Annotated in this window: 23 protein-coding genes; 20 read left to right on the forward strand and 3 right to left on the reverse strand. The window is 75.4% G+C overall.

Annotated elements, in window-relative coordinates:
• The first annotated feature begins 86 nt into the window (after positions 1–86).
• The 9 genes from ACFVVU_RS30985 to ACFVVU_RS31025 all read left to right on the forward strand — a co-directional run bounded on the left by ACFVVU_RS30985 (position 87) and on the right by ACFVVU_RS31025 (position 10957).
• A complete protein-coding gene (locus ACFVVU_RS30985; RefSeq protein WP_355373574.1) occupies positions 87–527 on the forward strand; it encodes an SRPBCC family protein in 441 nt (146 codons plus the stop codon).
• 167 nt (positions 528–694) lie between these two features.
• Positions 695–1852 (forward strand): glycosyltransferase, encoded by a 1158-nt coding sequence (locus tag ACFVVU_RS30990; RefSeq protein ID WP_387793539.1) that lies wholly within the window; start codon positions 695–697, stop codon positions 1850–1852.
• A gap of 335 nt (positions 1853–2187) precedes the next feature.
• Positions 2188–3711 (forward strand): exopolysaccharide biosynthesis polyprenyl glycosylphosphotransferase, encoded by a 1524-nt coding sequence (locus ACFVVU_RS30995; protein ID WP_387793540.1) that lies wholly within the window; start codon positions 2188–2190, stop codon positions 3709–3711.
• Positions 3712–3719: 8 nt separating this feature from the next.
• A complete protein-coding gene (locus ACFVVU_RS31000; RefSeq protein WP_387793541.1) occupies positions 3720–5039 on the forward strand; it encodes an O-antigen ligase family protein in 1320 nt (439 codons plus the stop codon).
• Entirely contained in the window at positions 5036–6772 is a 1737-nt protein-coding gene (locus ACFVVU_RS31005; RefSeq protein WP_387793542.1) for a lipid II flippase MurJ, read from the forward strand. Before ACFVVU_RS31000 ends, ACFVVU_RS31005 begins: the two co-directional genes overlap by 4 nt.
• 16 nt (positions 6773–6788) lie before the next feature.
• Positions 6789–7724 (forward strand): polysaccharide deacetylase family protein, encoded by a 936-nt coding sequence (locus ACFVVU_RS31010; protein WP_387793543.1) that lies wholly within the window; start codon positions 6789–6791, stop codon positions 7722–7724.
• A 3-nt stretch (positions 7725–7727) separates the two neighbouring features.
• The gene (locus ACFVVU_RS31015; protein WP_387793544.1) at positions 7728–8891 is read left to right on the forward strand and encodes a glycosyltransferase; all 1164 of its coding nucleotides are present in this window, start codon (positions 7728–7730) and stop codon (positions 8889–8891) included.
• Positions 8892–8906: 15 nt separating this feature from the next.
• Entirely contained in the window at positions 8907–9791 is an 885-nt protein-coding gene (locus ACFVVU_RS31020) for a hypothetical protein (RefSeq protein WP_387793545.1), read from the forward strand.
• The gene (locus tag ACFVVU_RS31025; protein ID WP_380683595.1) at positions 9788–10957 is read left to right on the forward strand and encodes a GNAT family N-acetyltransferase; all 1170 of its coding nucleotides are present in this window, start codon (positions 9788–9790) and stop codon (positions 10955–10957) included. The genes ACFVVU_RS31020 and ACFVVU_RS31025 overlap by 4 nt, the downstream gene beginning before the upstream one ends.
• A 20-nt stretch (positions 10958–10977) precedes the next feature.
• Here ACFVVU_RS31025 and ACFVVU_RS31030 read toward each other — a convergent pair whose 3' ends face one another.
• On the reverse strand, positions 10978–12108 hold the full coding sequence (locus tag ACFVVU_RS31030; protein ID WP_387793546.1) for a glycoside hydrolase family 26 protein: 1131 nt from the start codon (positions 12106–12108) through the stop codon (positions 10978–10980).
• A gap of 376 nt (positions 12109–12484) precedes the next feature.
• Between ACFVVU_RS31030 and ACFVVU_RS31035 the strand changes: the two genes are divergently transcribed.
• From ACFVVU_RS31035 to ACFVVU_RS31075, 9 genes are all read left to right on the forward strand, one after another.
• On the forward strand, positions 12485–13417 hold the full coding sequence (locus ACFVVU_RS31035) for a hypothetical protein (protein WP_380683593.1): 933 nt from the start codon (positions 12485–12487) through the stop codon (positions 13415–13417).
• Positions 13418–13623: 206 nt separating this feature from the next.
• Entirely contained in the window at positions 13624–15222 is a 1599-nt protein-coding gene (locus ACFVVU_RS31040) for an ABC-F family ATP-binding cassette domain-containing protein (protein WP_355373543.1), read from the forward strand.
• Between the two features lie 403 nt (positions 15223–15625).
• Complete coding sequence (locus ACFVVU_RS31045) at positions 15626–15859, forward strand: helix-turn-helix domain-containing protein (protein WP_350548483.1); 234 nt, start codon at positions 15626–15628, stop codon at positions 15857–15859.
• 232 nt (positions 15860–16091) lie between these two features.
• Positions 16092–16898, forward strand: coding sequence for an enoyl-CoA hydratase/isomerase family protein (locus ACFVVU_RS31050; RefSeq protein WP_380684620.1), 807 nt, complete (start codon positions 16092–16094; stop codon positions 16896–16898).
• A 164-nt stretch (positions 16899–17062) separates the two neighbouring features.
• On the forward strand, positions 17063–17578 hold the full coding sequence (locus ACFVVU_RS31055; RefSeq protein ID WP_355374676.1) for an Asp23/Gls24 family envelope stress response protein: 516 nt from the start codon (positions 17063–17065) through the stop codon (positions 17576–17578).
• 40 nt (positions 17579–17618) lie between these two features.
• A complete protein-coding gene (locus ACFVVU_RS31060) occupies positions 17619–17810 on the forward strand; it encodes a hypothetical protein (RefSeq protein WP_355374673.1) in 192 nt (63 codons plus the stop codon).
• A complete protein-coding gene (locus tag ACFVVU_RS31065) occupies positions 17810–18169 on the forward strand; it encodes a hypothetical protein (protein WP_387793547.1) in 360 nt (119 codons plus the stop codon). Before ACFVVU_RS31060 ends, ACFVVU_RS31065 begins: the two co-directional genes overlap by 1 nt.
• A gap of 43 nt (positions 18170–18212) precedes the next feature.
• The gene (locus tag ACFVVU_RS31070) at positions 18213–18815 is read left to right on the forward strand and encodes a DUF6286 domain-containing protein (protein ID WP_380684623.1); all 603 of its coding nucleotides are present in this window, start codon (positions 18213–18215) and stop codon (positions 18813–18815) included.
• On the forward strand, positions 18812–19456 hold the full coding sequence (locus ACFVVU_RS31075) for an alkaline shock response membrane anchor protein AmaP (protein ID WP_387793548.1): 645 nt from the start codon (positions 18812–18814) through the stop codon (positions 19454–19456). Before ACFVVU_RS31070 ends, ACFVVU_RS31075 begins: the two co-directional genes overlap by 4 nt.
• Before the next feature lie 16 nt (positions 19457–19472).
• Here the strand turns inward: ACFVVU_RS31075 and ACFVVU_RS31080 are convergent, their stop codons facing one another.
• The gene (locus tag ACFVVU_RS31080) at positions 19473–20246 is read right to left on the reverse strand and encodes an SDR family oxidoreductase (protein WP_387793549.1); all 774 of its coding nucleotides are present in this window, start codon (positions 20244–20246) and stop codon (positions 19473–19475) included.
• A 154-nt stretch (positions 20247–20400) separates the two neighbouring features.
• Between ACFVVU_RS31080 and ACFVVU_RS31085 the strand changes: the two genes are divergently transcribed.
• Both ACFVVU_RS31085 and trxA read left to right on the forward strand, forming a co-directional pair.
• Positions 20401–20844 carry a MerR family transcriptional regulator gene (locus tag ACFVVU_RS31085; RefSeq protein WP_380684626.1) on the forward strand — a complete coding sequence of 148 codons (444 nt, stop codon included), beginning with the start codon at positions 20401–20403 and terminating at the stop codon, positions 20842–20844.
• Between the two features lie 3 nt (positions 20845–20847).
• Positions 20848–21180: a thioredoxin gene (trxA, locus tag ACFVVU_RS31090; protein WP_355374656.1), complete on the forward strand. Its 333-nt coding sequence runs from the start codon at positions 20848–20850 to the stop codon at positions 21178–21180.
• Positions 21181–21212: 32 nt separating this feature from the next.
• Here the strand turns inward: trxA and ACFVVU_RS31095 are convergent, their stop codons facing one another.
• Entirely contained in the window at positions 21213–22010 is a 798-nt protein-coding gene (locus ACFVVU_RS31095) for an SURF1 family protein (RefSeq protein WP_380684627.1), read from the reverse strand.
• Positions 22011–22038: the final 28 nt, after the last annotated feature.

Consider the following 22038-nt stretch of genomic DNA (forward strand, 5'->3'; position numbering starts at 1 on the left):
CGGTACCACCCCGACGACCACCCGGCGCCGGGCGACCGCGAGCCGGGCCACCGGGCGCCGGACGACCGTGACAGGAGAGCACGACCATGGGACAGGTGCAGGCCACCACCGAGCGGGTCTACGACGCGGCCCCCGAGCGGGTGTACGAGGCCCTGGCCGACTACCAGGTGACCCGCCCCAAGCTGCTGCCCGCGCAGTACAGCGAGTACGAGGTCCGGGTCGGCGGCACCGGCGCCGGCACCCAGGTGCACTGGAAGCTGCAGGCCACCGAGAAGCGGATCCGCGACTGCCTGTTCACCGTCTCGGCGCCGCGCCCGGACCAGCTGGTGGAGAAGGACGCCAACTCCAGCATGGTGATCACCTGGACCGTCGCGGCGGCCGGCGAGGGCCGCTCGAAGGTCACCGTCACGGCCACCTGGCAGGGCGCCACCGGCATCGGCGGCTTCTTCGAGCGCACCTTCGCGCCCAAGGGCCTGAACCGGATCCACGACGAGGTGCTCACCAACCTGGCCGCCGTGGTGCGCTGAGTCGCCGCGGGTTCCGGCCTTCCGGATCCCACCCTCAACTCGTCCAGGGATTCGACGAGTTCGTCCACCCGTGCGAGCGGCGTGCCGTACGGGTGGACGCCCCGCCACCTGCGGGTGACGACGGCGCCCGGCCGCGGTGCGGCCACCCTAGGCTCGCCGCCGTGCATATGACGATCCTTCACATTTCCCAGCCGGTCGACGGCGGAGTGGCCCGCGTCGTGGTCGACCTGGTCCGCGGCCAGCGCGCGGCCGGCCACCGGGTGCTGGTCGCCTGCCCCGTCGGCGGCCGGCTCGCCGAGGAGGCCGCCGCGGCCGGCGCGCTGGTCCGCGACTGGCCGGCCCGGCGCTCGCCCGGCCCCGCCGCCATCGCCGCCGAGGCCTGGCGGCTGCGCCGGATCGTCCGGGCCGCCGGACCCGACCTGGTCCACCTGCACAGCGCCAAGGCCGGACTGGCCGGCCGGCTGGCCGTGCGCGGCGCGGTGCCGACCGTCTTCCAGCCGCACGCCTGGTCCTTCGCCGCCGTCGACGGCCCGCTCGCCGCGGCCACCCTGCGCTGGGAGCGGTACGCGACCCGCTGGGCGCACCGGCTGCTCTGCGTCTCCGTCCAGGAGCGGGCCGACGGCGTCGCGGCCGGCCTGCACGCCGACTGGGCGGTGGTGCCCAACGGCGTGGACGTGCGCCACTACGCGCCCGCCGACCGCCGGGCCGCCCGGATCGCGCTCGGTCTGGAGCCGGCCGGACCGCTCGCGGTCTGTGTGGGCCGGCTCTGCCGCCAGAAGGGGCAGGACGTGCTGCTCACCGCCTGGCCCGAGGTGCGGCGCCGGGTGCCGGGCGCCCGGCTGGCGCTGGTCGGCGGCGGCCCGGAGGAGGCCCGGCTGGCCGCCATGGCCCGGGAGGGCGCCGGGCCGTCGCGGGTCCGGCTGGTCGGCGACGTCGCCGACCCGAGGCCCTGGCTGGCCGCGGCCGACCTGGTGGTGCTGCCCTCGCGCTGGGAGGGCATGGCGCTGGCCCCGCTGGAGGCGATGGCCTGCGCCCGGCCGGTGCTGCTGACCGACGTGCCGGGGGCGCGCGAGTGCCTGCCGCCGTCCGAACGCGCGTCCGCCCTGGTGCCGTCCGAGGACGTGTCCGCGCTCATCACCCGAATGGCCGAAGCGCTGTCCGATCCGATCGAATGCGAGCGGCGCGGCACCCGGCTGCGCGAGCACGCCGCGGCCCGTCATGACGTTCGATCGGTCGTCGAACAGGTCGACGCGCTCTACCGGGACCTGCTGGGCGCCGGGCGGGTGCCCGGGCGGCGCCGCGCCCGTGTCCCGCAGCGGATCTGATCGTTTCACATGCCGTGAATGCCCCGCCGCTCCGGCGCTGCCGTATTCGCACCCTCCGCCGGTTGTGGGTGAGGGGGCCAAATCGGAAATACCTATTAATGGGCGGCTGGAATGAAACGGCAAGTCAACTTCCAGCATTCAAGCCGGTTTTCGGTAACGTCTGATTATGCCTGCTTCGTTTCGATTTCACGCCGGGAATTCGCGAGAAAACCGAAAGTCGCCAGCGGTAGCAGGTGCTGTCAGGACCGCGCTCACCGGGCCTGGACGGCCACCCCGGGCCATCGGGTACCGGACCGCCGTCACCCCGGGCACACAGCAGGGGAGTTCGTCCGCCGATGACCATTGATCACGACAGCGTGCCACGGCCCGGCCGGACCCTGTCCGGCCCGCGCCGCCCCGCCACCGGGCTGCTCGACCGTCCGACGCACGCCGACCGGATCCGCAGCGCCCCACCGGTCCACCGGCCCCGCCGCCCGGTCCGCGCCCGGCTCGCGCTGCCCGCCGCCCTGGTCGCCGTCGACGCGCTCGCCCTGTGCACCGCCACCGGCACCGCCAACCGCGTCCTCGATCCGGCCGTCCGGGTCGCGCCGCTGCTCGGCGTCGCCGCGCTCCTGCCGCTGCTGGTCCTGCTCAACCTGGCCGGCGGCCTCTACCGCACCCGCCTGACCCTCTCGGTGCTCGACGAACTGCCAGCCCTCGCCGCGCGGGCGCTGGTCGCCGCCGCCTTCGCGATCAGCCTGGCCGGCTGCCTGGAGGGCCGCTGGCCCGACTACGGCCCGGCCACCCCGTCCCGGCTCACCGTCCTGCTCGGCACCCAACTGGTGCTCTCCGTCTGCGGCCGCGCCGTCCTCTACCACCTGGTGCGCCGGATCCGCCGCAGCCGCCCCAGCGCCGTCCTGGTGCTCGGCGCCGGCCGGCTCGGCCGCCGGGTCGCCGCCGCCCTCAGCGAGCGCGGCGAGTACGGGATGCGCCCGGTCGGCTTCCTCGACGCCGACCCGCCGCTGCTCGCCGGCGACACCGACGTGCCCGTGCTCGGCGGCCGGGAGGCCCTGGAGCGCGAGGTCCGCCGCCACCGCGTCCAGCACGTGGTCGCCACCGCCGGCGCCGCCGACGAGGCGGAGACCGCCGCCACCCTGCGCGACGCCGCCCGGCTCGGCTGCCAGGTCTGGCTGGTCCCGGCGCTGCGCGAGTACGGCTCGCTCGCCGCCGGGCGGCTGGCCGGCGCCGACCAGCTCTGGGGCTTCCCCTGCCTGCGGGTGGGCCGCGCCGCGATGCGCCGCCCCGGCTGGGCCGCCAAGCGGACCCTGGACGTGACCGCCGCCGCGATCGGCCTGCTGCTGCTCGCGCCGGTCCTCGCCCTGTGCGCGCTCGCCGTCCGCTTCGACACCGGCCCCGGCGTCCTCTTCCGCCAGCAGCGCACCGGGCTCGACGGCCGGGTCTTCACCCTCCTCAAGTTCCGCACCCTGCGGCCCAGCAACGAGCACGAGTCCGCTACCCGCTGGAACATCTCCCAGGACCACCGGATGGGCGCCGTCGGCCGGCTCATGCGCCGCAGCTCCCTCGACGAGCTCCCGCAGCTGTGGAACGTGCTGCGCGGCGACATGAGCCTGGTCGGCCCCCGCCCCGAACGCCCCTACTTCGTCATGCGGTTCAGCCAGGCCTACCCCGAGTACGCGGACCGCCACCGCGTCCCGGTCGGCCTCACCGGCCTCGCCCAGGTCAACGGCCTGCGCGGGGACACCTCGATCGAGGACCGGGCCCGCTTCGACAACCGCTACATCGAGAGCTGGAGCCTCTGGCAGGACGTCAAGATCCTGTGCCGCACCGCGGTCCTCATGCTCCACCCGGACGGGAGCTGATCAACTCCGTGGCCCTGACCCTCGCCGCACCCCCGCGCCCCGCCAGGCTGTTACGGCGCGCGGGGGGCGTCGTCCACCGACGCCCCAGCCTGCTGGCCGCCGCCACCGTGCTGCTGGTCTGCGTGCCCACGGGGGAGAAGGACGTCGCCGCCGCCGTCCACGTCACCGCCGCCGACCTCGCCTCGCTCGCCCTGGTCGCGCTCACCGCCGTGAACCTGCTGCGCGGGCGCGCCCCCGCGATCGGGCGGGCCGACGCCGTCCGCTTCGGCGCGATCGTGCTGGCCGCCGCCGTCGCGACCGTCGGCTCGATCGACCCGGCGACCAGCCTCACCGGCTTCGTCCGGCTCACCCAGGTCTTCGTGCTCGTCCCGGCCGCCGTGCTGTGCGCCCTGCGCGACCGCACCGACCAGCGGCTCGTGCTCGGCTCCTTCGTGATCGCCGCGCTGATCCAGGGCCTGGTCGGCGCCCACCAGTTCCTCACCGGCACCGGCGCCTCCTACACCGGCCGCCCGATCCGCGCCGTCGGCACCTTCGGCGCCCTCGACATCATGGCGATGTCCACCGTCGTCAGCTACGGACTGCTCGCCGCCCTGGCCCTCGCCCTCGCCGAACGCGGGGCCGGGGGCGACGCCCGGCTGCGGCGGGCGCTGTTCGCCGCCGCCGCCTTCCTCACCTTCCCGCTCGCCGTCTCCTTCAGCCGCGGCAGCTGGATCGCCACCGCCGCGGCCGCCACCGTCCTGCTGCTGCGCGCCGACGCCCGGCTCGCCGTCCGCTCCGCCGTCCTCGGCACGGCCGCCGCCGTCGTCCTGGTCGGCGGGCTCGGCCTCGGCGGCTCCGGCGTCACCGCCCGGCTCACCTCGATCGGCTCCGTCTCCGAGGCCCCCGACCAGTCGGTCTCCGACCGCTACGACCTGTGGGCCACCGCCGGGCGGATCTGGCAGGACCACCCCGTCTCCGGCGCCGGCCCCAAGGCCTTCCAGCGACTGCGCGACAGCCACGCCCCGCTGCGGCTCTCCTCCGGCAGCGACGCCGCCGACGCCACCATCGGCTTCCAGCGCGAACCGCTGCTCTCCCCGCACAACATGTACTTCCTGGTGCTCAGCGAGCAGGGACTCCTCGGCATCGCCGCCTACGGCCTGCTCTTCCTCGGCCTGTTCCTCGGCTGCCTGCGCACCGCCCGCGGCGCCGGCCTCGCCGCCCTCGCCCTGCTCACCTGGGTCCTGGTCGACTTCCTCTACGCCGACATCGGCGGCACCACCACCGTGCTGACCTCGATCGTCCTCGGCCTCGCCGCCCACGCGGCCCGCCCCCGCGGGGCCGCGGCATGACCACGGACCGGCCCACCGCGCTCAGCCCCGCCCCGCTGCCCGCCCCCCGGCCGGCACCGGCCGCCGCCGCGCCCACCACCGGTCCGCGCCGCGGCTTCCTCGCCAAGGCCTTCGGCGTCACCGCCGTGCTCAGCGCCGCCGGCTCCGCCCTCGGTCTGCTCCGCGACCTCCTGCTCGCCCGCTACTTCGGCGCCAACCAGGGCACCGACGCCTTCCTCGTCGCCTGGACCGTGCCCGAGACCGCGGCGCCGCTGCTCATCGAGGACGCCATGTCCTTCCTCATGGTGCCCGCCTTCGCACTCGCCCTGGTGCTCCGCGAGGAGCGCCCCGACGGCCCCGACCCGGTCCGCCAGCTGGTCCGCGCGACCCTGCCCTGGCTGCTGCTCGCCCTCTCCACCCTCTCGCTGACGGCCGCGCTCGGCGCCCCCCGGCTCGTCGACCTGCTCGCCCCCGGCCTCGCCGACCCCGGGCTCGCCGTCACCTGCACCCGGATCACCGCGATCACGGTGTTGCCGTTCGGCGTGGCCGGCTACCTCGCCGCCGGATTGCGCGCCCACCACCGGTTCACCGCGCCGGCCGGCATCTACGTCGCCTACAACCTCGGCATCCTCGGTGTGCTGCTCACCTGCCACGCGCTGTGGGGCGTGCGCGCCGCCGCGGTCGGCGTGGCCTTCGGCAGCCTGCTGATGGCCGGACTGCTGGTCGGACCGTTCCTGCGCCGGCTGCGGGCCGGTACCGGACGACCCGGCCGCGCCGCCCGCCGCTCCCGCAACGCCCTGGTGCTGATCCCGCTCGCCCTGCTGCCGGTCGGCGTGTTCACCCTGACCCGCCAGGCCCAGGTCTTCATCGAGCGGTTCCTCGGCTCGGCGCTGCCGCCCGGCACCATCTCGCACCTCAACTACGCCGCCAAGGTCTCCCAACTGGCCATGACCGCCGGGATCCTGATCTGCACCGTGACCTTCCCGCTGGTCGCCCGGGCGCTCGCCGCCGGGGACCTCACCGCCGCCCGCGACCGGGTGGAGAAGGACCTCGGCCAGGCGGCGGCCGTCGTCCTGCTCGGCACCGCCTTCCTGATGGCCTGCGCCCCCTCGGTGGTGGCGCTGCTCTTCGAGCGCGGCGCCTTCGGCCCCCGGGACACCGCCGCCACCGCCGCCGTCATCCGGGTCTACAGCTTCGGGCTGCTCGCCCAGACGCTGATCGGGGTGATGATCCGCCCCTACTTCTCGCTGCGCCCGGTGGTCCGACGGGCCGGCGACCCCCGTCCCGAGGACGGCGGCCGCCGGCTGCTCGACTGGTACCCGGCCGCCGCCATGGCGCTCGGCCTGGTCGTCACCGTCGTCGTCGGGGTGCTCGCCACCCCCCGGTTCGGCGCCCTCGGCCTGGCCGCCGGCAACGCGGCCGGCATCACCGGCACCGCGGCGCTGCTGCTGCACGGCCTGGTCCTGCGCGGCATCCCGCTGCGGCTGCGACGGGTCCTCGGCGGCCACGCCCGCCTGCTGGCCACCGCCGCCGGCGCCGCCGCGCTCGGCACGCCCGCCGCCCGCCTCGCCGCCGACCCCCTGCTGTCCACCGCGCTCGGCGGCCTCACCGTCGCGCTGGCCTTCGCCGCCCTGGGCACCGGCCTCGGTGCCCACGAGGTGCGCGGTCCGGTCCGTGCCGCCCTCCGGGTCCTGGGGCCGGTCCCCGGCCCGTCACCTGTCGCCGATGAAGGGAAGCCTCCCCATGGATGCTGAACGGGGATCAGTCCGGTTGTTCCCGTCGGGCACACGCCGCCCCGCCGCGCCGGCGGCCGGCGGCCGGCGCACCGAACCACCGCGCACCGAACCACCACGTGCCGACCCGCCACGGACCGGCACGCCGCGCTCCGGCAGCCGCAGACCGCCGACCCAACTGCCCAGAAGCCGGCGCCCGCTGCCCGAGACGCCGGTCACCGACACCACCTCGCCGTGGATCCTGATGTACCACTCGGTGGCCGTCGAGAAGGAGGACCCGTACCAGCTGACCGTCAGCCCCGAACGGTTCGCCGAGCAGATCGCCTGGCTGCACCGGCGCGGATGGCGCGGCGTCTCGGTCCGGGAGCTGATGCGGGCCAGGGCGGCCGGGCGGGCCGACAGACTGGTCGGCCTCACCTTCGACGACGGCTACGCCGACTTCGCCCGCCACGCCGTGCCGATCCTCCAGGCGTACGGCTTCGCCGCCACCGCGTACGTGGTCGCCGACCTGCTCGGCCGCGCCAACGACTGGGACACCGAGGGCCCCCGGAAGACCCTGCTCACCGTCCAGGAGGTCACCGACCTCGCCGCCGCCGGGTGGGAGATCGGCTCGCACGGCCTCGGCCACCAGGCGCTGGCCGGACTGCCCGCCGATGTGCTCGCCGCCCAGACCCGGGAGAGCCGGCGGGTCCTGGAGGAGGTGGTCGACGGCCCGGTCACCGGCTTCTGCTACCCGTACGGCGCCGTCGACCAGGCCGCCGCCCAGGCCGTCCGGGACGCGGGCTACGACTACGCCTGCGCGATCGCGCACTCCCCGCTCACCGGCCGGTACGCCCTGCCGCGCTGCTACGTCGGCGACCGCGACGGCGCCTGGCGCCTGCGCGCCAAGCGCGGCCGCCACCGCCTGCGCGACACCGTCGCCGAACTCCGCCAGCGCCTCGCCGAACCCGAGCACCGGCCCGGGGCCAGGTGACGGGTGCGCATCCTGCACATCGTCACCGGGCTGGCGTCCGGTGGGGCGGAGCGCCAGCTCCAGCTGCTGCTCCGCCATCTGCCGCCCCACCAGCACTGCGAGGTGCTGGCGCTGACCAACCCCGGCGCGGTGGCCGCCGCGCTGCGCGCCGAGGGCGTCACCGTCCACCACCTCGGCATGCGCGGCAACCGGGACGTCGGCGCGCTGCCCCGGCTGGCCCGCCGGGTCCGGGCCGGGCGCTACGACCTGGTGCACACCCACCTCTACCGGGCCGGGCTGTACGGCCGGCTCGCCGCCCGGCTGGCCGGGGTGCGGGCGGTGGTCGCCACCGAGCACTCGCTGCACCCCGGGGTGATCGAGGGCCGGCCGGTCACCCGCGGCGTCAAGGGCCTCTACCTGGCCGGCGAACGCCTCGGCACCACCACCGTCGCGGTCTCCCGGCAGGTGGCCCAGACCCTGCACGCCTGGGGCGTCCCGCCGGCCAGGGTCGAGCTGATCCCGAACGGCATCGACGCCGCCCGCTTCCGGCGTCCGCCCGCCGACCGGGCCGCCACCCGGGCCCGGGTGCGCGCCGAACTCGGCCTGCCGCAGGGGAGCCGGGTGATCGGTGGGATCGGCCGGCTGGTCCCGGGCAAGCGCTTCCACGTCCTGCTGGAGGCGCTGGCCGGGCTGGACGGCGCGGCCCGCCTGGTGCTGGTCGGCGAAGGCCCCGAGCGGTCCGCCCTGGAGCGGCGGGCCGCCGGCCTCGGCGTCCGCGACCGCCTGGTGCTCACCGGCGAGCGCGACGACGTGCCCGATCTGCTCACCGCCCTGGACGTGCTCGCCGCCCCCTCCACCGAGGAGACCTTCGGCCTCGGGGTGCTGGAGGGGCTCGCGGCCGGCCTTCCGGTGTGGCACAGCGCCTGTCCGGCGCTGGACGAACTTCCGCCCGGCGCCGCCCCGCAGGCCCGCCGGATCCCCTCCGAGGCCGCCGCGTACACGGCCGCGCTGCGGGAGCTGCGCGACCACCGTGACCTGTGCGACCCGCTGCCCCGGCCGGCCGCGGTCGGCCACTACGACATCGTCCGGGTGGCCGCCGAGCTCGGCGCCCTCTACGACCGGCTGGCCCGGGGCCGGGCCGACTGCACCCCCGCAGACGCCGGGCCGCCGGCCGGTCGGCCCTCATAGTCAAGGAGTCCCCCCATGACCGAAGCGATCAGAAGTGCCCGCCGGCTGGTCGGCCGCTGGTGGCCGGTGGCCCTCGCGGTGCCACTGGGCGCCGTCGCCGGCGCCGGGTACGCCCTCGTCGCCCACCCCTCGTACGCCGCCAACTCCTATGTGATCGTGGTGCCCGAGACCCAGGGCGAGGGCACCACCGCGGTGAGCTTCGCGCAGGCGTACGGCCGGCTGGCCGGCCAGCCGCAGGTGCTCGCGGCGGCCGCCGCCGAGACCGGGCACGGGCTGGGCAAGCTGCAGTCCCTGGTACACGGCACCACCTCGCCGGACGCTCCGATGATCGAGATCACCGGGACCGGACCCCGGCCGGAGGAGGCCGTCCGGGCGGCGGACGCGGTGGCCCGCTCGCTGGTCGCCTTCGCCAACAACAGCAGCCGGGAGAGCGGCGTGCGGCTGGTCCCGCTGGCCGCCGCCGCGGAGCCCGCCAAGCCGACCACGCCCTCGGGCAGGCTGGACGTCGCGGTCGGCGGCGCGGCCGGGGTGCTGATCGGGGCGCTGGTGATGATGACCCGCCGCCGGAACACCGCGTCCGCCGACGGGGAAGCGCCCGCCGAGTCCGTCGCGCCCGCCGAGTCCGCCGAGTCCGCCACGCCGGTCGAGACGGCCGCGCCCGTCGAGCCGTCCGAGCCCGCCGCGACCGCCCCGCGTCCGCGCGCCGCCGAGCCGGCCCCCGTGGCCGCGCCCGAGCCCGAGCAGGCGAAGCCCGGGGCCGTGAAGTCCGCGCCCGCGGTGCCCGAGCCCGCCAAGTCCGCGCCGGCCAAGTCCGCGCCCGCGGTGTCCGATCCTGCGGTGCCCGAGCCCGCCGCCCCGGAGCCCGCCAAGGCCAAGGCGCCCGCCCGGAGCGGGCGATGAGCACCGGGGCCGTCACCTCCGCCACCGGCCTCCCCGCCCAGCCCCGCGCCGCCGCCCGCTGGACCATCGAGCTGCGCCGCGAGGACGACGCCCTCGACTCCCTGGCCGAGGAGTGGGACGACCTGGTCGCCCGCTGCGCAACGGCCACCTTCTTCCAGTCCGCCGTCTGGCAGTGCTCCTGGTGGCGCCAGTACGGCAGCCCCGGCGCCCTGCTGGTGGTGCTGGTGCGCCGGGACGGCCGGCTGGTCGGCGCGGGCGCCTTCCGCCGGCGCGGCGGCCCGTTCGGCGGTCTGACCGGCCTGGGCGCCGGGCTGATCGACTTCACCGACGTCCTGCTCGACGACGACTGCGCCGAGCGCGCCGCGGCCGAGTTCGCCGCCGCCCTCCCGCTCAACCGGCCGTGGCACAGCCTGGAGCTGCGCGAGGTGCGCCCGGAGGCCGCCGTCCAGCGGGTCTTCGAGCAGTGGCGCGGCCGGCGCAGCCGGTTCACCGACTCGCTCTGCCAGTACCTGCCGGCGGCCCCGATGGACCAGCTGCTCAAGCGGGTCCCGGGCAAGACCGCCCAGCGCAGCCGGGTCAAGCTGCGCAAGATCGCCGAGGCGGGCGTCGAGGTGCGGGCGACGGGCCCGGAGGAGGTGCCGGAGGCGCTGGACGCGCTGCTGCGGCTGCACTTCCTGCAGTGGCAGGAACGCGGCGTCACCCCGGAGCACCGCACCGAGCGGTTCCGCCGCCACCTCGCCGAGTCCACCACCGGGCTGGTCGCCACCGGCCGCGCGGCCGTCCACCGGTTCTGGCTGGACGGCGAACTGGTCGCCGTCGACCTGGTGCTGCTCTGCCCGTCCTTCAGCGGCCTCTACCTCTACGGCGCGCACCCGGGGCTGCGGGAGCGGCTGGACATCGCGGGCCTGCTGTTCGGTGCCGCGCTGGACGAGACGCTCGGCGCCGGGATCCCGGTGATAAGCCTGCTGCGCGGTCAGGAGCCGTACAAGCAGCGCTGGCGTCCGGACCAGCTGCCCAACCAGCGGCTGCTGTTCGGCCCGCGCGGCGCGGCCCCGGCGGCCGCGGCCCGCAGCGGGGCGGTGCGCGCCCGGCGGGTGGCGGTGCGGCTGCTCGCCACCCGGGCGCCGCGGCTCAAGGAGGCGCTCGCCGCCCGTCGCCGCGGCTGACGCCGTCCACCCCGCCCCCGCTACCGCCGCCCGGGCAACACCGGCGCGGTGGGGGCGGTGGGGGCGGCCGGTGCGGTGGGGGCGGTGGGAGCCGTCGGCAGGGCCGGCTCCGGGGCGCCCTGCGAGCCCGTCATCAGCTGCCGGAAACGGGCGCTGGAGCGCGGGTTGCGGTCGCACTGCCAGAAGCCGTGCGGACAGTAGTCGGTGACGGTCTGGTACGCGGTGTCGTGGGTCCGGATCCACTCCACCATCCGCTGTACGAACTCCGGGTTGTCCCCGTTGCGGAACAGCCCCCACTCCGGGTACGAGACCGGCTTGCCGCGCTTGGCCGCGAACTCGACCTGGTCCTGCAGCCCGTACGGCTCGCGCACGTAGTCGTCGAAGGTGCCGCCGGCCGGCTGGTCGTAGTTGTCCATGCCGATGATGTCGACCATGTCGTCGCCCGGGTAGCACTTGGTCCACGGGATCGCGTCCAGCCCGCGGTTGGGCGCGAAGTCGAAGCGGAAGCGCTGCCCGGGCACCGAGCGCATCACCGTGACGATCCGCCGCCAGTAGGTCTTCCAGGCGGTCGGGTCGGGCTTGCAGCGGTGGGTGTAGGTGACGCCGTTCATCTCCCAGCCGAGGGTGATCACGGTGTCCGCGCCGCCGAGGGCGACCAGCCGGCGGGCGAGGGTGAGGAAGTGCCGGTCGTAGTCGCCGCGGGCGCCCTGGCCGAGCAGCCGGGCCACCTCGCCGTCCGGCACCTCGGCCTCGTTCGGCACCAGCATCGGCACGCCGAGCACGAGCATCCGGGACGGGTCGGTCTGCCGCCACTGCGACCACATGGCGAGCACCGCCGGCTCGCCCTCGATGTCCGCCCAGCCGTTGCCCGCCAGATAGGTGTGGCCGACCTGGAGGTTGGCGTCGCCCAGCCACTGCGCGTACCGGCCGATCTGCGGGATGTAGCTGTCCCAGGAACCGACGAAGGCCCCGAACGGCGGCTCGTGCGCCGGACGCTGGACCGGCGGGCGGGGTGCCGCGCCGCGCGGCGCGATGGCGTCGGAGGAGAGGGCGTGCCGCTCGGTCTGGCCCAGTGGTGTCCCGGCCGGGACGCTGGCGGTGGTGAGCAGCAGCAGGGTGGCGGCGGCGAGCGCCAGGCGGCCGAATCGCATGGTGTCTCCTCGGGCGGCGCCCCGGACGGTGCCACGGGCTGGGCGGAGCAGGGCGGGGAGGGGCACGCACGGTGCCGGCCTCGTCGCCGACAGTAGGCCGCCCGGGCGAGGAAATGCCGGATGTCACCCTAAAGTGGGCGATATTCGAACGTCCTCGCCGTGTGCCGTGTATCACCTCCGTAACGGTCCTCGCGGCCCTGGGAGCCCTACCGCGGAGCCTTTCTCCCGGGCCCGCGGCGGCCGGAGGGGGCCCGACGGCGCAGGTCGCCGGGCGGTCGCGCGCGGGGCGCGGGGAACCGGCGGACGGGGTTCGGCCGTTCGGCCCTACGGGAAAGTCCGGCTGACTCGCGCGGGCGGCGAAAGGTACGCTCCGCCCGTGTCCTGGAAGTCGCGCGCCCTCAGCCCCCGATCGATCCTCCCTGCCCTGGCGGTGCTGGTGGTCCTTGTGGCGGGCGCCGCCGCGCACGCCAACAAGCCGGTCCCGTTCGGCGACCGGGTGGCCGCCAAGGGCACCGCGGACGCGAGCGCGGACCCCACCGCCTCCCTGGACGCGGCCGCCCTGGACCTGCGGGTGGGCCCGGGCCTGGAGGCGTACCACCGGGACACCGGCGAGCACGCCTGGTCCTACCACCGGGAGGGCGCCACCGCGCTCTACCTCTCGATGGCCGGGGAGAACGCCGTGGTGGTCTGGGACGACGGCCTGGTCACCTCGGTGCGGCCGGGCGACCAGCAGGTGCGCTGGCACCGCGCGGTGCCCGGGCTGGCCGACTGGCTGCGCGGCGCGGGCGAGCCCGGCGCCGACAAGCGCACCGAGGAGCAGCGCAAGCAGCTGGCCACCGAGCGGGCCGCGGCCTCGCTGCGCACCGTCCGGGAGTCCACGCCCTGGGTGGCGGTGGTCACACCGGAGCTGACGATGGGTTTCCGGGACGCCGACGGTGACCTTCGCTACAACTCCAAGCCGCCCGGCAGCTGCGTCTACGACCCGGTGGGCACGGTGGCCACCGACTACGCGGTGCTGGTGCCGCGCAACTGCGTCAACGGCAGCGGGCAGCCGGTCTCCGGGGGGATCTCCGGCTACCGGCTGGACAGCACCGGCTGGCAGCTCAACGCCGGTCCGGGGGCGTCGATGAAGGCGTTGGACGGCCGCCGGGTGCTGATCTCGGACGGGCCGATCGTCACGCCCAAGGTCTTCGACACCTGGGCGGCGGCGCCCGAGGCGGCCTGCGGCAGCGCGGCCGAGCCGTTCGCGGCCGTCCGTCCGGTCACCGGCTGCGCCGGGGACACGGCGCGGGAGGCCCGGGAGCAGTAGTCGCGGGGTACCCCGGTCGGGTGATTCTCCGGGGTCGCTCGCGCGGCCCGCTAGACTTGCCGTCATGGCTGATTTCTCCGGGGCATGACGGGCGAGCGGCGCCGCCCCCCGCGCGGTTCCCGCAGAGCCCCGTCGACGACCCCCTTCCCGTCCCGGGTCCGGACCCGTCCGGTCGCCCGCCCACGTCCCAGGAGTAGTACCCAGCCATGATTTCCGCCAACGGCCTCGAACTGCGTGCCGGCGCCCGGATCCTGATCGAGTCCGCGAGCTTCAAGGTCGCCCCCGGTGACCGGATCGGCCTGGTCGGGCGCAACGGCGCCGGGAAGACCACGCTCACCAAGGTGCTGGCCGGCGAGGGCATCCCGGCGGCGGGCACGGTGACCCGCTCGGGCGAGGTCGGCTACCTGCCGCAGGACCCGCGCACCGGCGACCTCGACGTGCTCGCCAAGGACCGCATCCTCTCCGCCCGCGGCCTGGACAGCGTGCTGCGCAAGATGCGCGAGAACGAGGAGCGGATGGCGAACGGCAAGGGCGCCACCCGCGACAACGCGATGAAGAAGTACGCGCGCCTGGAGACCGAGTTCCTCACCAAGGGCGGGTACGCCGCCGAGGCCGAGGCCGCCACCATCGCCGCCGCGCTGGGCCTGCCGGACCGCATCCTCAACCAGCAGCTGCACACCCTCTCCGGTGGTCAGCGCCGCCGCGTCGAGCTGGCCCGGATCCTGTTCTCGGACTCCGACGTGCTGCTGCTCGACGAGCCGACCAACCACCTCGACGCCGACTCGATCGCCTGGCTGCGGGACTTCCTGAAGACCTACAAGGGCGGCTTCATCGTCATCTCGCACGACGTCGACCTGGTCGAGACGGTCGTCAACAAGGTCTTCTACCTGGACGCCAACCGCTCCGCCATCGACGTCTACAACATGGGCTGGAAGCAGTACCAGCAGCAGCGCGAGGACGACGAGAAGCGCCGCAAGCGCGAGCGGGCCAACGCCGAGAAGAAGGCCGCCACGCTGAACGCGCAGGCGGACAAGATGCGCGCCAAGGCGACCAAGACGGTGGCCGCGCAGAACATGGCCCGCCGGGCGGAGAAGCTGCTGTCCGGTCTGGAGACGGTGCGGGCCAACGACAAGGTCGCCAAGCTGCGCTTCCCGGACCCGGCGCCGTGCGGCAAGACCCCGCTGACCGCCAGCGACCTGTCCAAGTCCTACGGCTCGCTGGAGATCTTCGCCGGCGTGGACCTGGCGATCGACCGCGGTTCGCGGGTCGTCGTGCTGGGCCTCAACGGCGCGGGCAAGACCACCCTGCTGCGGATGCTGGCCGGGGTCGAGAAGCCGGACACCGGCGAGGTGATCCCGGGCCACGGCCTGAAGATCGGCTACTACGCCCAGGAGCACGAGACCCTGGACGCGGAGCGCACGGTCCTGGAGAACATGCGTTCGGCGGCGCCGGACATGGACCTCGTCCAGGTCCGCAAGATCCTCGGTTCCTTCCTGTTCTCCGGGGACGACGTCGACAAGCCGGCCGGGGTGCTCTCCGGCGGCGAGAAGACCCGGCTCGCGCTGGCCACCCTGGTGGTCTCCAGCGCCAATGTGCTGCTGCTGGACGAGCCGACCAACAACCTGGACCCGGCCAGCCGCGAGGAGATCCTCGGCGCGCTGCACGAGTTCTCCGGCGCGGTCGTGCTGGTCACCCACGACGAGGGCGCGGTCGACGCGCTCCAGCCGGAGCGGATCATCCTGCTCCCGGACGGTGTCGAGGACCTCTGGAGCCCGGCCTACGCCGACCTGGTCACGCTGGCCTGAGCCCGCCTGGCCTGATCGCGCTCTCCCGGGGCCCGGTCGTCCGTACGGACGACCGGGCCTCCGGCTTCCCGCCCGGCCGGCCGTAGACGTGCCCTCCGTTTTTTGGGCCAGAAAAACTAGTCCTTTCGGCGTGTCTGGGAATGAAGAGGTCCCGCATTCCGTTTGAGGAGCTTCCGTCGGCCCACCACCCGATCGTGGCCGGACCCACGCTGCTGATCAGCCCTTTCGCGTCGAACGGCGGTGCGCCCCCGGGGGCGTGCACTCAGCGTGAGCGCCCTTGTGCGCTCGGATCACCACCGCAGGACCGCCCGTTGCGGACATGGACCTTGTCGAATGGGTGGCCAGGACGCGGTGGATGGGTGATCATGGGAATCTGACCGAGCAACGCTACGAGGAGGCACGGGTGGCCGAGACTCTGAAAAAGGGCAGCCGGGTGACCGGTGCCGCGCGTGAGAAGCTCGCGGCCGATCTCAAGAGGAAGTACGACTCCGGGGCGAGCATTCGCGCCCTCGCGGAGGAGACCGGTCGTTCCTACGGCTTCGTGCACCGCATGCTGAGCGAGTCCGGGGTGATTCTCCGGGGCCGCGGCGGTGCCACGCGGGGCAAGAACAAAGCTCCTGCTGGAGCTGGTTCCTGACGCTCCGTCAATCAAACGGACGGATGACTCGGCGGCAGGGCGCCGACCGGGGGGACGACCGTTGATCGTCCGCCCCCGGCCCGGGCGAACCGGCCGCCGATCGTCATGCCGCGACCGAGTGCAGACCCGGCCGCCCGTCGCCGCGAGGTGCCTGGCGGCCACCCCCTGCCGTCGCGCCGCCAGTTTTGTTACTCTCCGGTAGCCACGCACCCTCGCCACCGGAGGTTCCCGCATGACCGCTCCCGCCACCGATCCGCAGACCCCGCACCGGGAGCAGGACGGCGTCCGCCTGGAGATCGACGGCGAACTCGCCGTCGTCACCCTCTGTCAGCCCAAGCGGCGCAACGCCCAGTCGCCCGCCCTGTGGCGCGCCCTCGCCGCCATCGGCCGCGAGCTGCCCGGAACCGTCCGGGTGGTGCTGCTCCGCGCCGAGGGCGTCTCCTTCTCCGCCGGCCTCGACCGGGCGATGTTCACCCCCGAGGGCATCCCCGGCGAGCCCAGCTTCCTGCAGCTGGCCGCCGCCGGTGACAAGGAGCTCGACGAGACCATCGCCGGCTACCAGGAGGCCTTCACCTGGTGGCGCCGCCCCGACGTGCTCACCGTCGCCGCCGTCCAGGGGCACGCCGTCGGCGCCGGCTTCCAGCTCGCCCTCGGCTGCGACCTGCGGGTGGTCGCCGAGGACGTCCAGTTCTCCATGAAGGAGACCTCGCTCGGCCTCGTCCCCGACCTCGCCGGCACCAAGCCGCTGACCGAACTCGTCGGCTACGCCAGGGCGCTGGAGATCTGTGCCACCGGTCGCTGGGTCGGCGCCGAGGAGGCCACCGCGATCGGCCTGGCCAACCTCGCCGTCCCGGCCGCCGAGCTGGACGCCGCCGCCCGCGACCTCGCCGCCGCCCTGCTCGCCGCCCCGCGCAACGCGGTCATCGAGACCAAGGCGCTGCTGCAGGGCGCCGCCGGCCGCTCCTACGACGAGCAGCGTTCGGCCGAACGGGCGGCGCAGGCCCGCCGGCTGCGCGACCTCGCCGGCCTCGGCGACTGACCGCCCGCCGCCGCGCCGGGAGGCCCGGTCCCATGGGGAACACCCATCGGGCCGGGCCTCCCGGCGTTCGCGCTTCCGGCTGCTCCGGGGGCGGGATTCGTGGCGAAATGCCAGAGTTGGAGCGATTTGGGATATAGCTGGAGCCGCACGACGGGAGATGAGCCATGCCTGACACTCCGACGCCCGCCACCCTGCACAAGAACGCCCCGCACGCCCACGCCGCCGCCCCCGCCTCCCCGGCGAGCTCGGAGGCCGGGCACGCGGTCGGCGAGCGCGGTCGCACCGCCCTGGCGGTCGGCGTGGTCGAGAAGATCGCCGGGATGGCCGCGCGCGAGGTCAGCGGCATCCACGCCCTCGGCTCCGGCCTCGCCCGCACCTTCGGCGCGATGCGGGACCGGGTCCCCGGCGGGCGCGGCAGCGTCGGGCGCGGCATCAAGGCCGAGGTGGGGGAGAAGCAGACCGCCATCGACATCGCGCTGGTCGTCGAGTACGGCGTCGTCATCCCCGAACTCGCCCGCCAGGTGCGGGAGAACATCATCGACGCGGTCGAGCGGATGACCGGGCTGGAAGTCGTCGAGGTCAACATCGCCGTCAACGACGTCCACCTGCCCGACGAGCCCGACGTCGAGGAGGAGGAAGAGGAGGAGCCCTCCTCCGGGCAGCGGCCCAAGCTGAAGTAGCCGGGAAGAACGGTCGGCGGTGGAAGACGAGGTGGAACGGATGAGCCTGGCCATCGTCGGCCTGGTGGTGGGCATGGCCCTCGGGTTCGCGGGGTACTTCGGCGGCTTCGCGGCGTTTCTGCTGGTGGCGGCGCTCGGGGTGGTCGGATTCGTGGTCGGCCGGCTGCTGGAGGGCGACATCGAACCCGGCGAGCTCGGCGACCTGCTGCGCGGCCGCGACCGGCGCCGCTGATGGCGGCCCTCGTCCCGGCGCCCGCCCACCGGGAGCCCGGCGCCCGTGGCCGGCTGCGGATCGCCGACCGCGTCCACGCCCGGATCGCCGCCCGCGCCGCCCGGGAGGCGCTCGCCGACGCCTGGCACGACCGGACCGTGCGCGGCGGCCCGCCGAAGGTCTCGGTCACCGGCCCCGCCACCCCGAGCAGCCCCGTCACCGTCCGGGTCTCGGTCGACCTCCCCTTCCCGGCCGACCTCGCCGCCCTCGCCCGCGCCGTCCGTGACCGCGTCGCCGCCGACATCCGCACCATGACCGGCGCCCGGGTGGGGGAGGTTGTGGTGGTGGTCGAGCGGTTGGTGGCGGAGGCCGCCCGGTGAGGGCGCGGGTGGGGGCGGGGGCGTGGATGGCGGAGGGGGTGTGGTGAGCGCGGGGGAGGGCGGCTCCGAGGCGGGGGTGGGGAAGGCGCGGCGGCCACGGGCGCTGCGGACCACGGCGGCCGCCGTGGTGGCCACCGTGCTGCTGGTGCTGGCCGGGGCGCTGCTGTACGACGTGATCGCCGTCCGGACCGGGCACCGGGCCCGGCAGTGGCGGGCGGAGCTGGCCGACGAGCTGGCCACCCGGCACCTGGACGACCCGGCCGTGCTGCTCGGCGCCGGCGCGGGCGTGCTGCTCGGCGGTTGGCTGCTGTGGCTCGCCCTCGCGCCCGGACTGGGCCGCTGGCTGCCGCTGCGCCCGCACGGGGACACCGCGGCGGCGATCGACCGCTCCGGGGTGGCCGCCCTGCTGGCCGACCGGGCCGCCGGGCTGCCGGGCGTCGAGCACCTGCGGGTGCGGGTCGGCCGGCGCCGGGTGCGGGTCAGGCTCGTCGGTCCCGCCGATGCCGCCTCGGTGCAGCGCCGGCTGCGCGAGGAGCTGGCGGCGGTCACCCTGGCCCGGCCGCTGCGGCTGGAGGTGCGGACGGCCGGCCGCCGAGGACGGGCGAAGCCGACGGCGGACACCGCGGCGGACGGGGGCACCGGGTGAACCGGGGAACGGTCAACCGGCTGCTGCTGGGCGTGGTCGGGCTGGCGCTGCTGGCGGCCGGGGCGCTGGTGCTGGCCGGCGGGCTCGACCTCTACGGGCACCTCGGCGTCGACCCGCCGTCCTGGTGGCCGCTCACCTCGCCCGACCAGCCGGTGCTGAGCGCCAGCTCGCGCACCCGGTGGGCCGGCTCGGCGTGGTGGTGGCCGGTGGTGATCACCGGGCTGGCCGTGGTGGTCACGGGCACCGCCTGGTGGCTGGTGGCCCAGCTGCGCCGCAGCGGTCCGACGACCGTGGTGCTGCCGACACCGGGGGCACCGGGCCTGCGGCTGCGGCTGCGCACCAGGGCGCTGGAGGAGGCGGTGGAGAGCGGCGCCGTCGAGCTGCCCGAGGTCGAGCGGGTGGGCGTCCGGCTGGTGCGGGGGGCGCGGCACCCGCGGCTGCGGGCGGCCGTCCGGATGACCCCGGGCGGTGATCCGGCCGCGCTCGCCGAGCACTTCGAGACCGGCCCGCGCGCCGGGGCGCTGACCAGCCTGGGGCTGCCGGACCTGCCCGCCGACCTGCGGATCCGGGTGATCGCGGCCCGCCCGGAGGTCACCGGGCGGCGCCACCGTCGCCGCGGCCGGCCGCCGCGGGTGGTCTGACGCCGCCCGGCGCCGCTCAGAGGCCGCGCAGCGCGCCGCCGTCCACCGGGATCATCACCCCGGTGAGGTAGGAGGCGGCGGGGGAGAGCAGGAAGGCGGCGACCTTGCCGAACTCCTCGGGGGTGCCGTAGCGGCCGAGCGGGATGTCGGCGCTGTGCCGGGCGCGGGCGGCCTCGACGTCGCCGCCGAGGGCGTCCAGCTCGCGCACCCGGTCGGTGTCGATCCGGGCCGGCAGCAGGCCGACCACCCGGATGCCGCGCGGGCCGAGTTCGTCGGCGAGCGACTTGGCGGCCATCGCCAGGCCCGGGCGCAGACCGTTGGAGATGCCGAGGCCCGCGATGGGCTGGCGGACCGAGCCGGAGAGCACGAAGCCGATCACACCGCCGTCGCCGAGCGCCGCGGCGGCGGCGCGGGCGATCCGCAGGGCGCCCAGGAAGACCGACTCGAAGGCGTCCCGCCAGGCCTCCTCGGGGGCGGTGGCGACCGGGCCGGCCTGCGGTCCGCCGACGCTGATCAGCACGCCGTCCAGCCGGCCGAACCGCTCGACGGCCGTCGCGACCAGCCGCTCGGCGGTCGCCGGCTCGGCGTTGTCGGCCACCAGCCCGTGCACCGCCTCCGCTCCGCCGCCGAGGGCGGCGAGTTCGGCGACGGCCGCCTCCACGGCCTCCGGCTTGCGGCCGGTGACCAGCACCCGGGCACCGTCGGCGGCGAGTTCACGGGCGGTGGCCAGGCCCAGGCCCCGGGTCGCGCCGGTGACCACGTACACCTTGTTCTGCAGTCCAAGATCCATGGAGCCATCCTGCCGCTTCGGCCCGGGCGCTGGGCAGCGGGCCCCGCGCGGCGCGCCCGGCCCGGTGCGCCGGCGCTGGCGTTGACGTGCGCGTCAAGGTCTACCGTCGTTCCCGGCGGCGTTCGAACGGCTGCCGGAAGGGCAGGGTCCGGACATGCGGATCGGTGAACTGGCGAAGCGGGCGGGGACGACCACCCGGGCACTGCGGTACTACGAGCAGCTCGGGCTGCTGCCCGCCCGGCGGGCCGGCAACGGCTACCGCGCCTACGGGGAGGCGGACCTGCGGCTGCTGCGGCAGATCCGCACCCTGCAGGACTTCGGCTTCGGCCTGGAGGAGACCAGGCCGTTCGTCGAGTGCCTGCAGGCGGGGCACCCGCACGGCGACTCCTGCCCGGCCTCGCTGGAGGTCTACCGGAGGAAGCTGTCCGAGCTGGACGAGTGCATCGCCCGGCTCCAGGAGGTCAGGACCCGGGTGTCCGAGCAGTACGCCCGGGCCGAGCGGGAGCGCGACGCGCTCGCCGCGGGGGCCGCCTCGGAGCCGCCGCAGTGCGAGTGGGCCGCAGCCGCGGTCCACGACCGGGACGCGTGGGAGAGGTAGGACATGGTGCAGATCGCAGGAGTGGCGGCGGTGACGGACGAGACCTTCGCCGCCGAGGTGCTGGCGGCCGAGGGGCCGGTGCTGGTGGACTTCACGGCGGACTGGTGCCCGCCGTGCCGGCAGATGGCGCCGGTGCTGGCGGAGCTGGCCCGGGAGGAGGCGCACCGGCTGACCGTGGTCAGCCTGGACGTCGACCACAATCCGCAGACCCAGGCGGCGTACGGGGTGCTGTCGATGCCGACACTGATGGTGTTCCGCGGCGGCGAGCCGGTGAAGTCGGTGGTCGGGGCACGGGCCAAGGCCCGGCTGCTGCGCGACCTGGATGACGTGCTCTGACGGTCCCCCGGGGAGCCGACCCCGGGGAGGGATCAGGCGGGGACGGCGACCGCCAGGCCCTCGGCCTCGGCGGCCTCCTTGCGGCGGTCCTTGGCCTCCCGACGCGCCATCACCGCGAACCCGACCGGGATCAGGGCGGTGAACAGCCACCACTGGATCGCGTACGCCATGTGCGGGCCGATGTCGGAGTGGTTGGGCTCGGGGAGCAGCTCGGGCTGCTCGGCCGGGGCCGGCTCCGTGGCGGTGAGCTCCAGGTAGCCGCCGAGCAGGGCGGCGCCGTTCTCCTTGGCCTGCTGGGTGCTGCTGATCAGGTTGAACTGCCGGTCCGGCAGGCCGGCCCGGTCCTTGATGCTGCCGGAGGCGGCCTCGTCGGCGCGCAGCCGGCCGGTCAGGGTGACCTGGCCGGCCGGTGCCGCCGGGACGGCCGGGTACTCGGCGGCGGAGGTGCCGGAGGGCACCCAGCCGCGGTTGACCAGCACGCTCCCCCTGCCGTCGGCGAGCACCAGCGGGGTGACCACGAAGTAGCCGATCTTGTCCCCGCTGGAGTCGGTCCGCTTGCGGACCACGAACTCGTGCGCCGGGTCGTACTGTCCGGTGGCCGTCACGGGGCGCCAGGTGAGGTCCTTGGGCACGGTGAAGCCGGGCGCGGCCGACAGGGTGTCGAACGGCACGGGCTCGGCGGTGAGGGACCGGGCGATCAGCTCGTTGCGGTCCACCCGCGCCTCGTGGCGGTGCAACTGCCAGAACCCCAGCCGGATGGTCGTGGGGATCAGCAGCAGGGCGATCAACAGGGTGATCAGCCAGCGCCGGGAGAGCAGAAAACGGTACACATGGGCACCGTACGCCCTGCTCACCACC

Source organism: Kitasatospora sp. NPDC057965 (assembly GCF_042887135.1).
Classification (GTDB): domain Bacteria; phylum Actinomycetota; class Actinomycetes; order Streptomycetales; family Streptomycetaceae; genus Kitasatospora.

Bases quoted from the DNA above. Each gene is read 5' to 3' on its own strand.
- ACFVVU_RS31065 (WP_387793547.1), top strand. From the start codon at position 17,810: ATGGCGGCCCTCGTCCCGGCGCCCGCCCACCGGGAGCCCGGCGCCCGT.
- ACFVVU_RS31085 (WP_380684626.1), top strand. From the start codon at position 20,401: ATGCGGATCGGTGAACTGGCGAAGCGGGCGGGGACGACCACCCGGGCA.
- ACFVVU_RS31005 (WP_387793542.1), top strand. From the start codon at position 5,036: ATGACCACGGACCGGCCCACCGCGCTCAGCCCCGCCCCGCTGCCCGCC.
- ACFVVU_RS31020 (WP_387793545.1), top strand. From the start codon at position 8,907: ATGACCGAAGCGATCAGAAGTGCCCGCCGGCTGGTCGGCCGCTGGTGG.
- ACFVVU_RS30985 (WP_355373574.1), top strand. From the start codon at position 87: ATGGGACAGGTGCAGGCCACCACCGAGCGGGTCTACGACGCGGCCCCC.
- ACFVVU_RS31060 (WP_355374673.1), top strand. From the start codon at position 17,619: ATGAGCCTGGCCATCGTCGGCCTGGTGGTGGGCATGGCCCTCGGGTTC.
- ACFVVU_RS31050 (WP_380684620.1), top strand. From the start codon at position 16,092: ATGACCGCTCCCGCCACCGATCCGCAGACCCCGCACCGGGAGCAGGAC.
- ACFVVU_RS30990 (WP_387793539.1), top strand. From the start codon at position 695: ATGACGATCCTTCACATTTCCCAGCCGGTCGACGGCGGAGTGGCCCGC.
- ACFVVU_RS31025 (WP_380683595.1), top strand. From the start codon at position 9,788: ATGAGCACCGGGGCCGTCACCTCCGCCACCGGCCTCCCCGCCCAGCCC.
- ACFVVU_RS31055 (WP_355374676.1), top strand. From the start codon at position 17,063: ATGCCTGACACTCCGACGCCCGCCACCCTGCACAAGAACGCCCCGCAC.
- ACFVVU_RS31030 (WP_387793546.1), bottom strand. From the start codon at position 12,108: ATGCGATTCGGCCGCCTGGCGCTCGCCGCCGCCACCCTGCTGCTGCTC.
- ACFVVU_RS30995 (WP_387793540.1), top strand. From the start codon at position 2,188: ATGACCATTGATCACGACAGCGTGCCACGGCCCGGCCGGACCCTGTCC.
- ACFVVU_RS31040 (WP_355373543.1), top strand. From the start codon at position 13,624: ATGATTTCCGCCAACGGCCTCGAACTGCGTGCCGGCGCCCGGATCCTG.
- ACFVVU_RS31080 (WP_387793549.1), bottom strand. From the start codon at position 20,246: ATGGATCTTGGACTGCAGAACAAGGTGTACGTGGTCACCGGCGCGACC.
- trxA (WP_355374656.1), top strand. From the start codon at position 20,848: ATGGTGCAGATCGCAGGAGTGGCGGCGGTGACGGACGAGACCTTCGCC.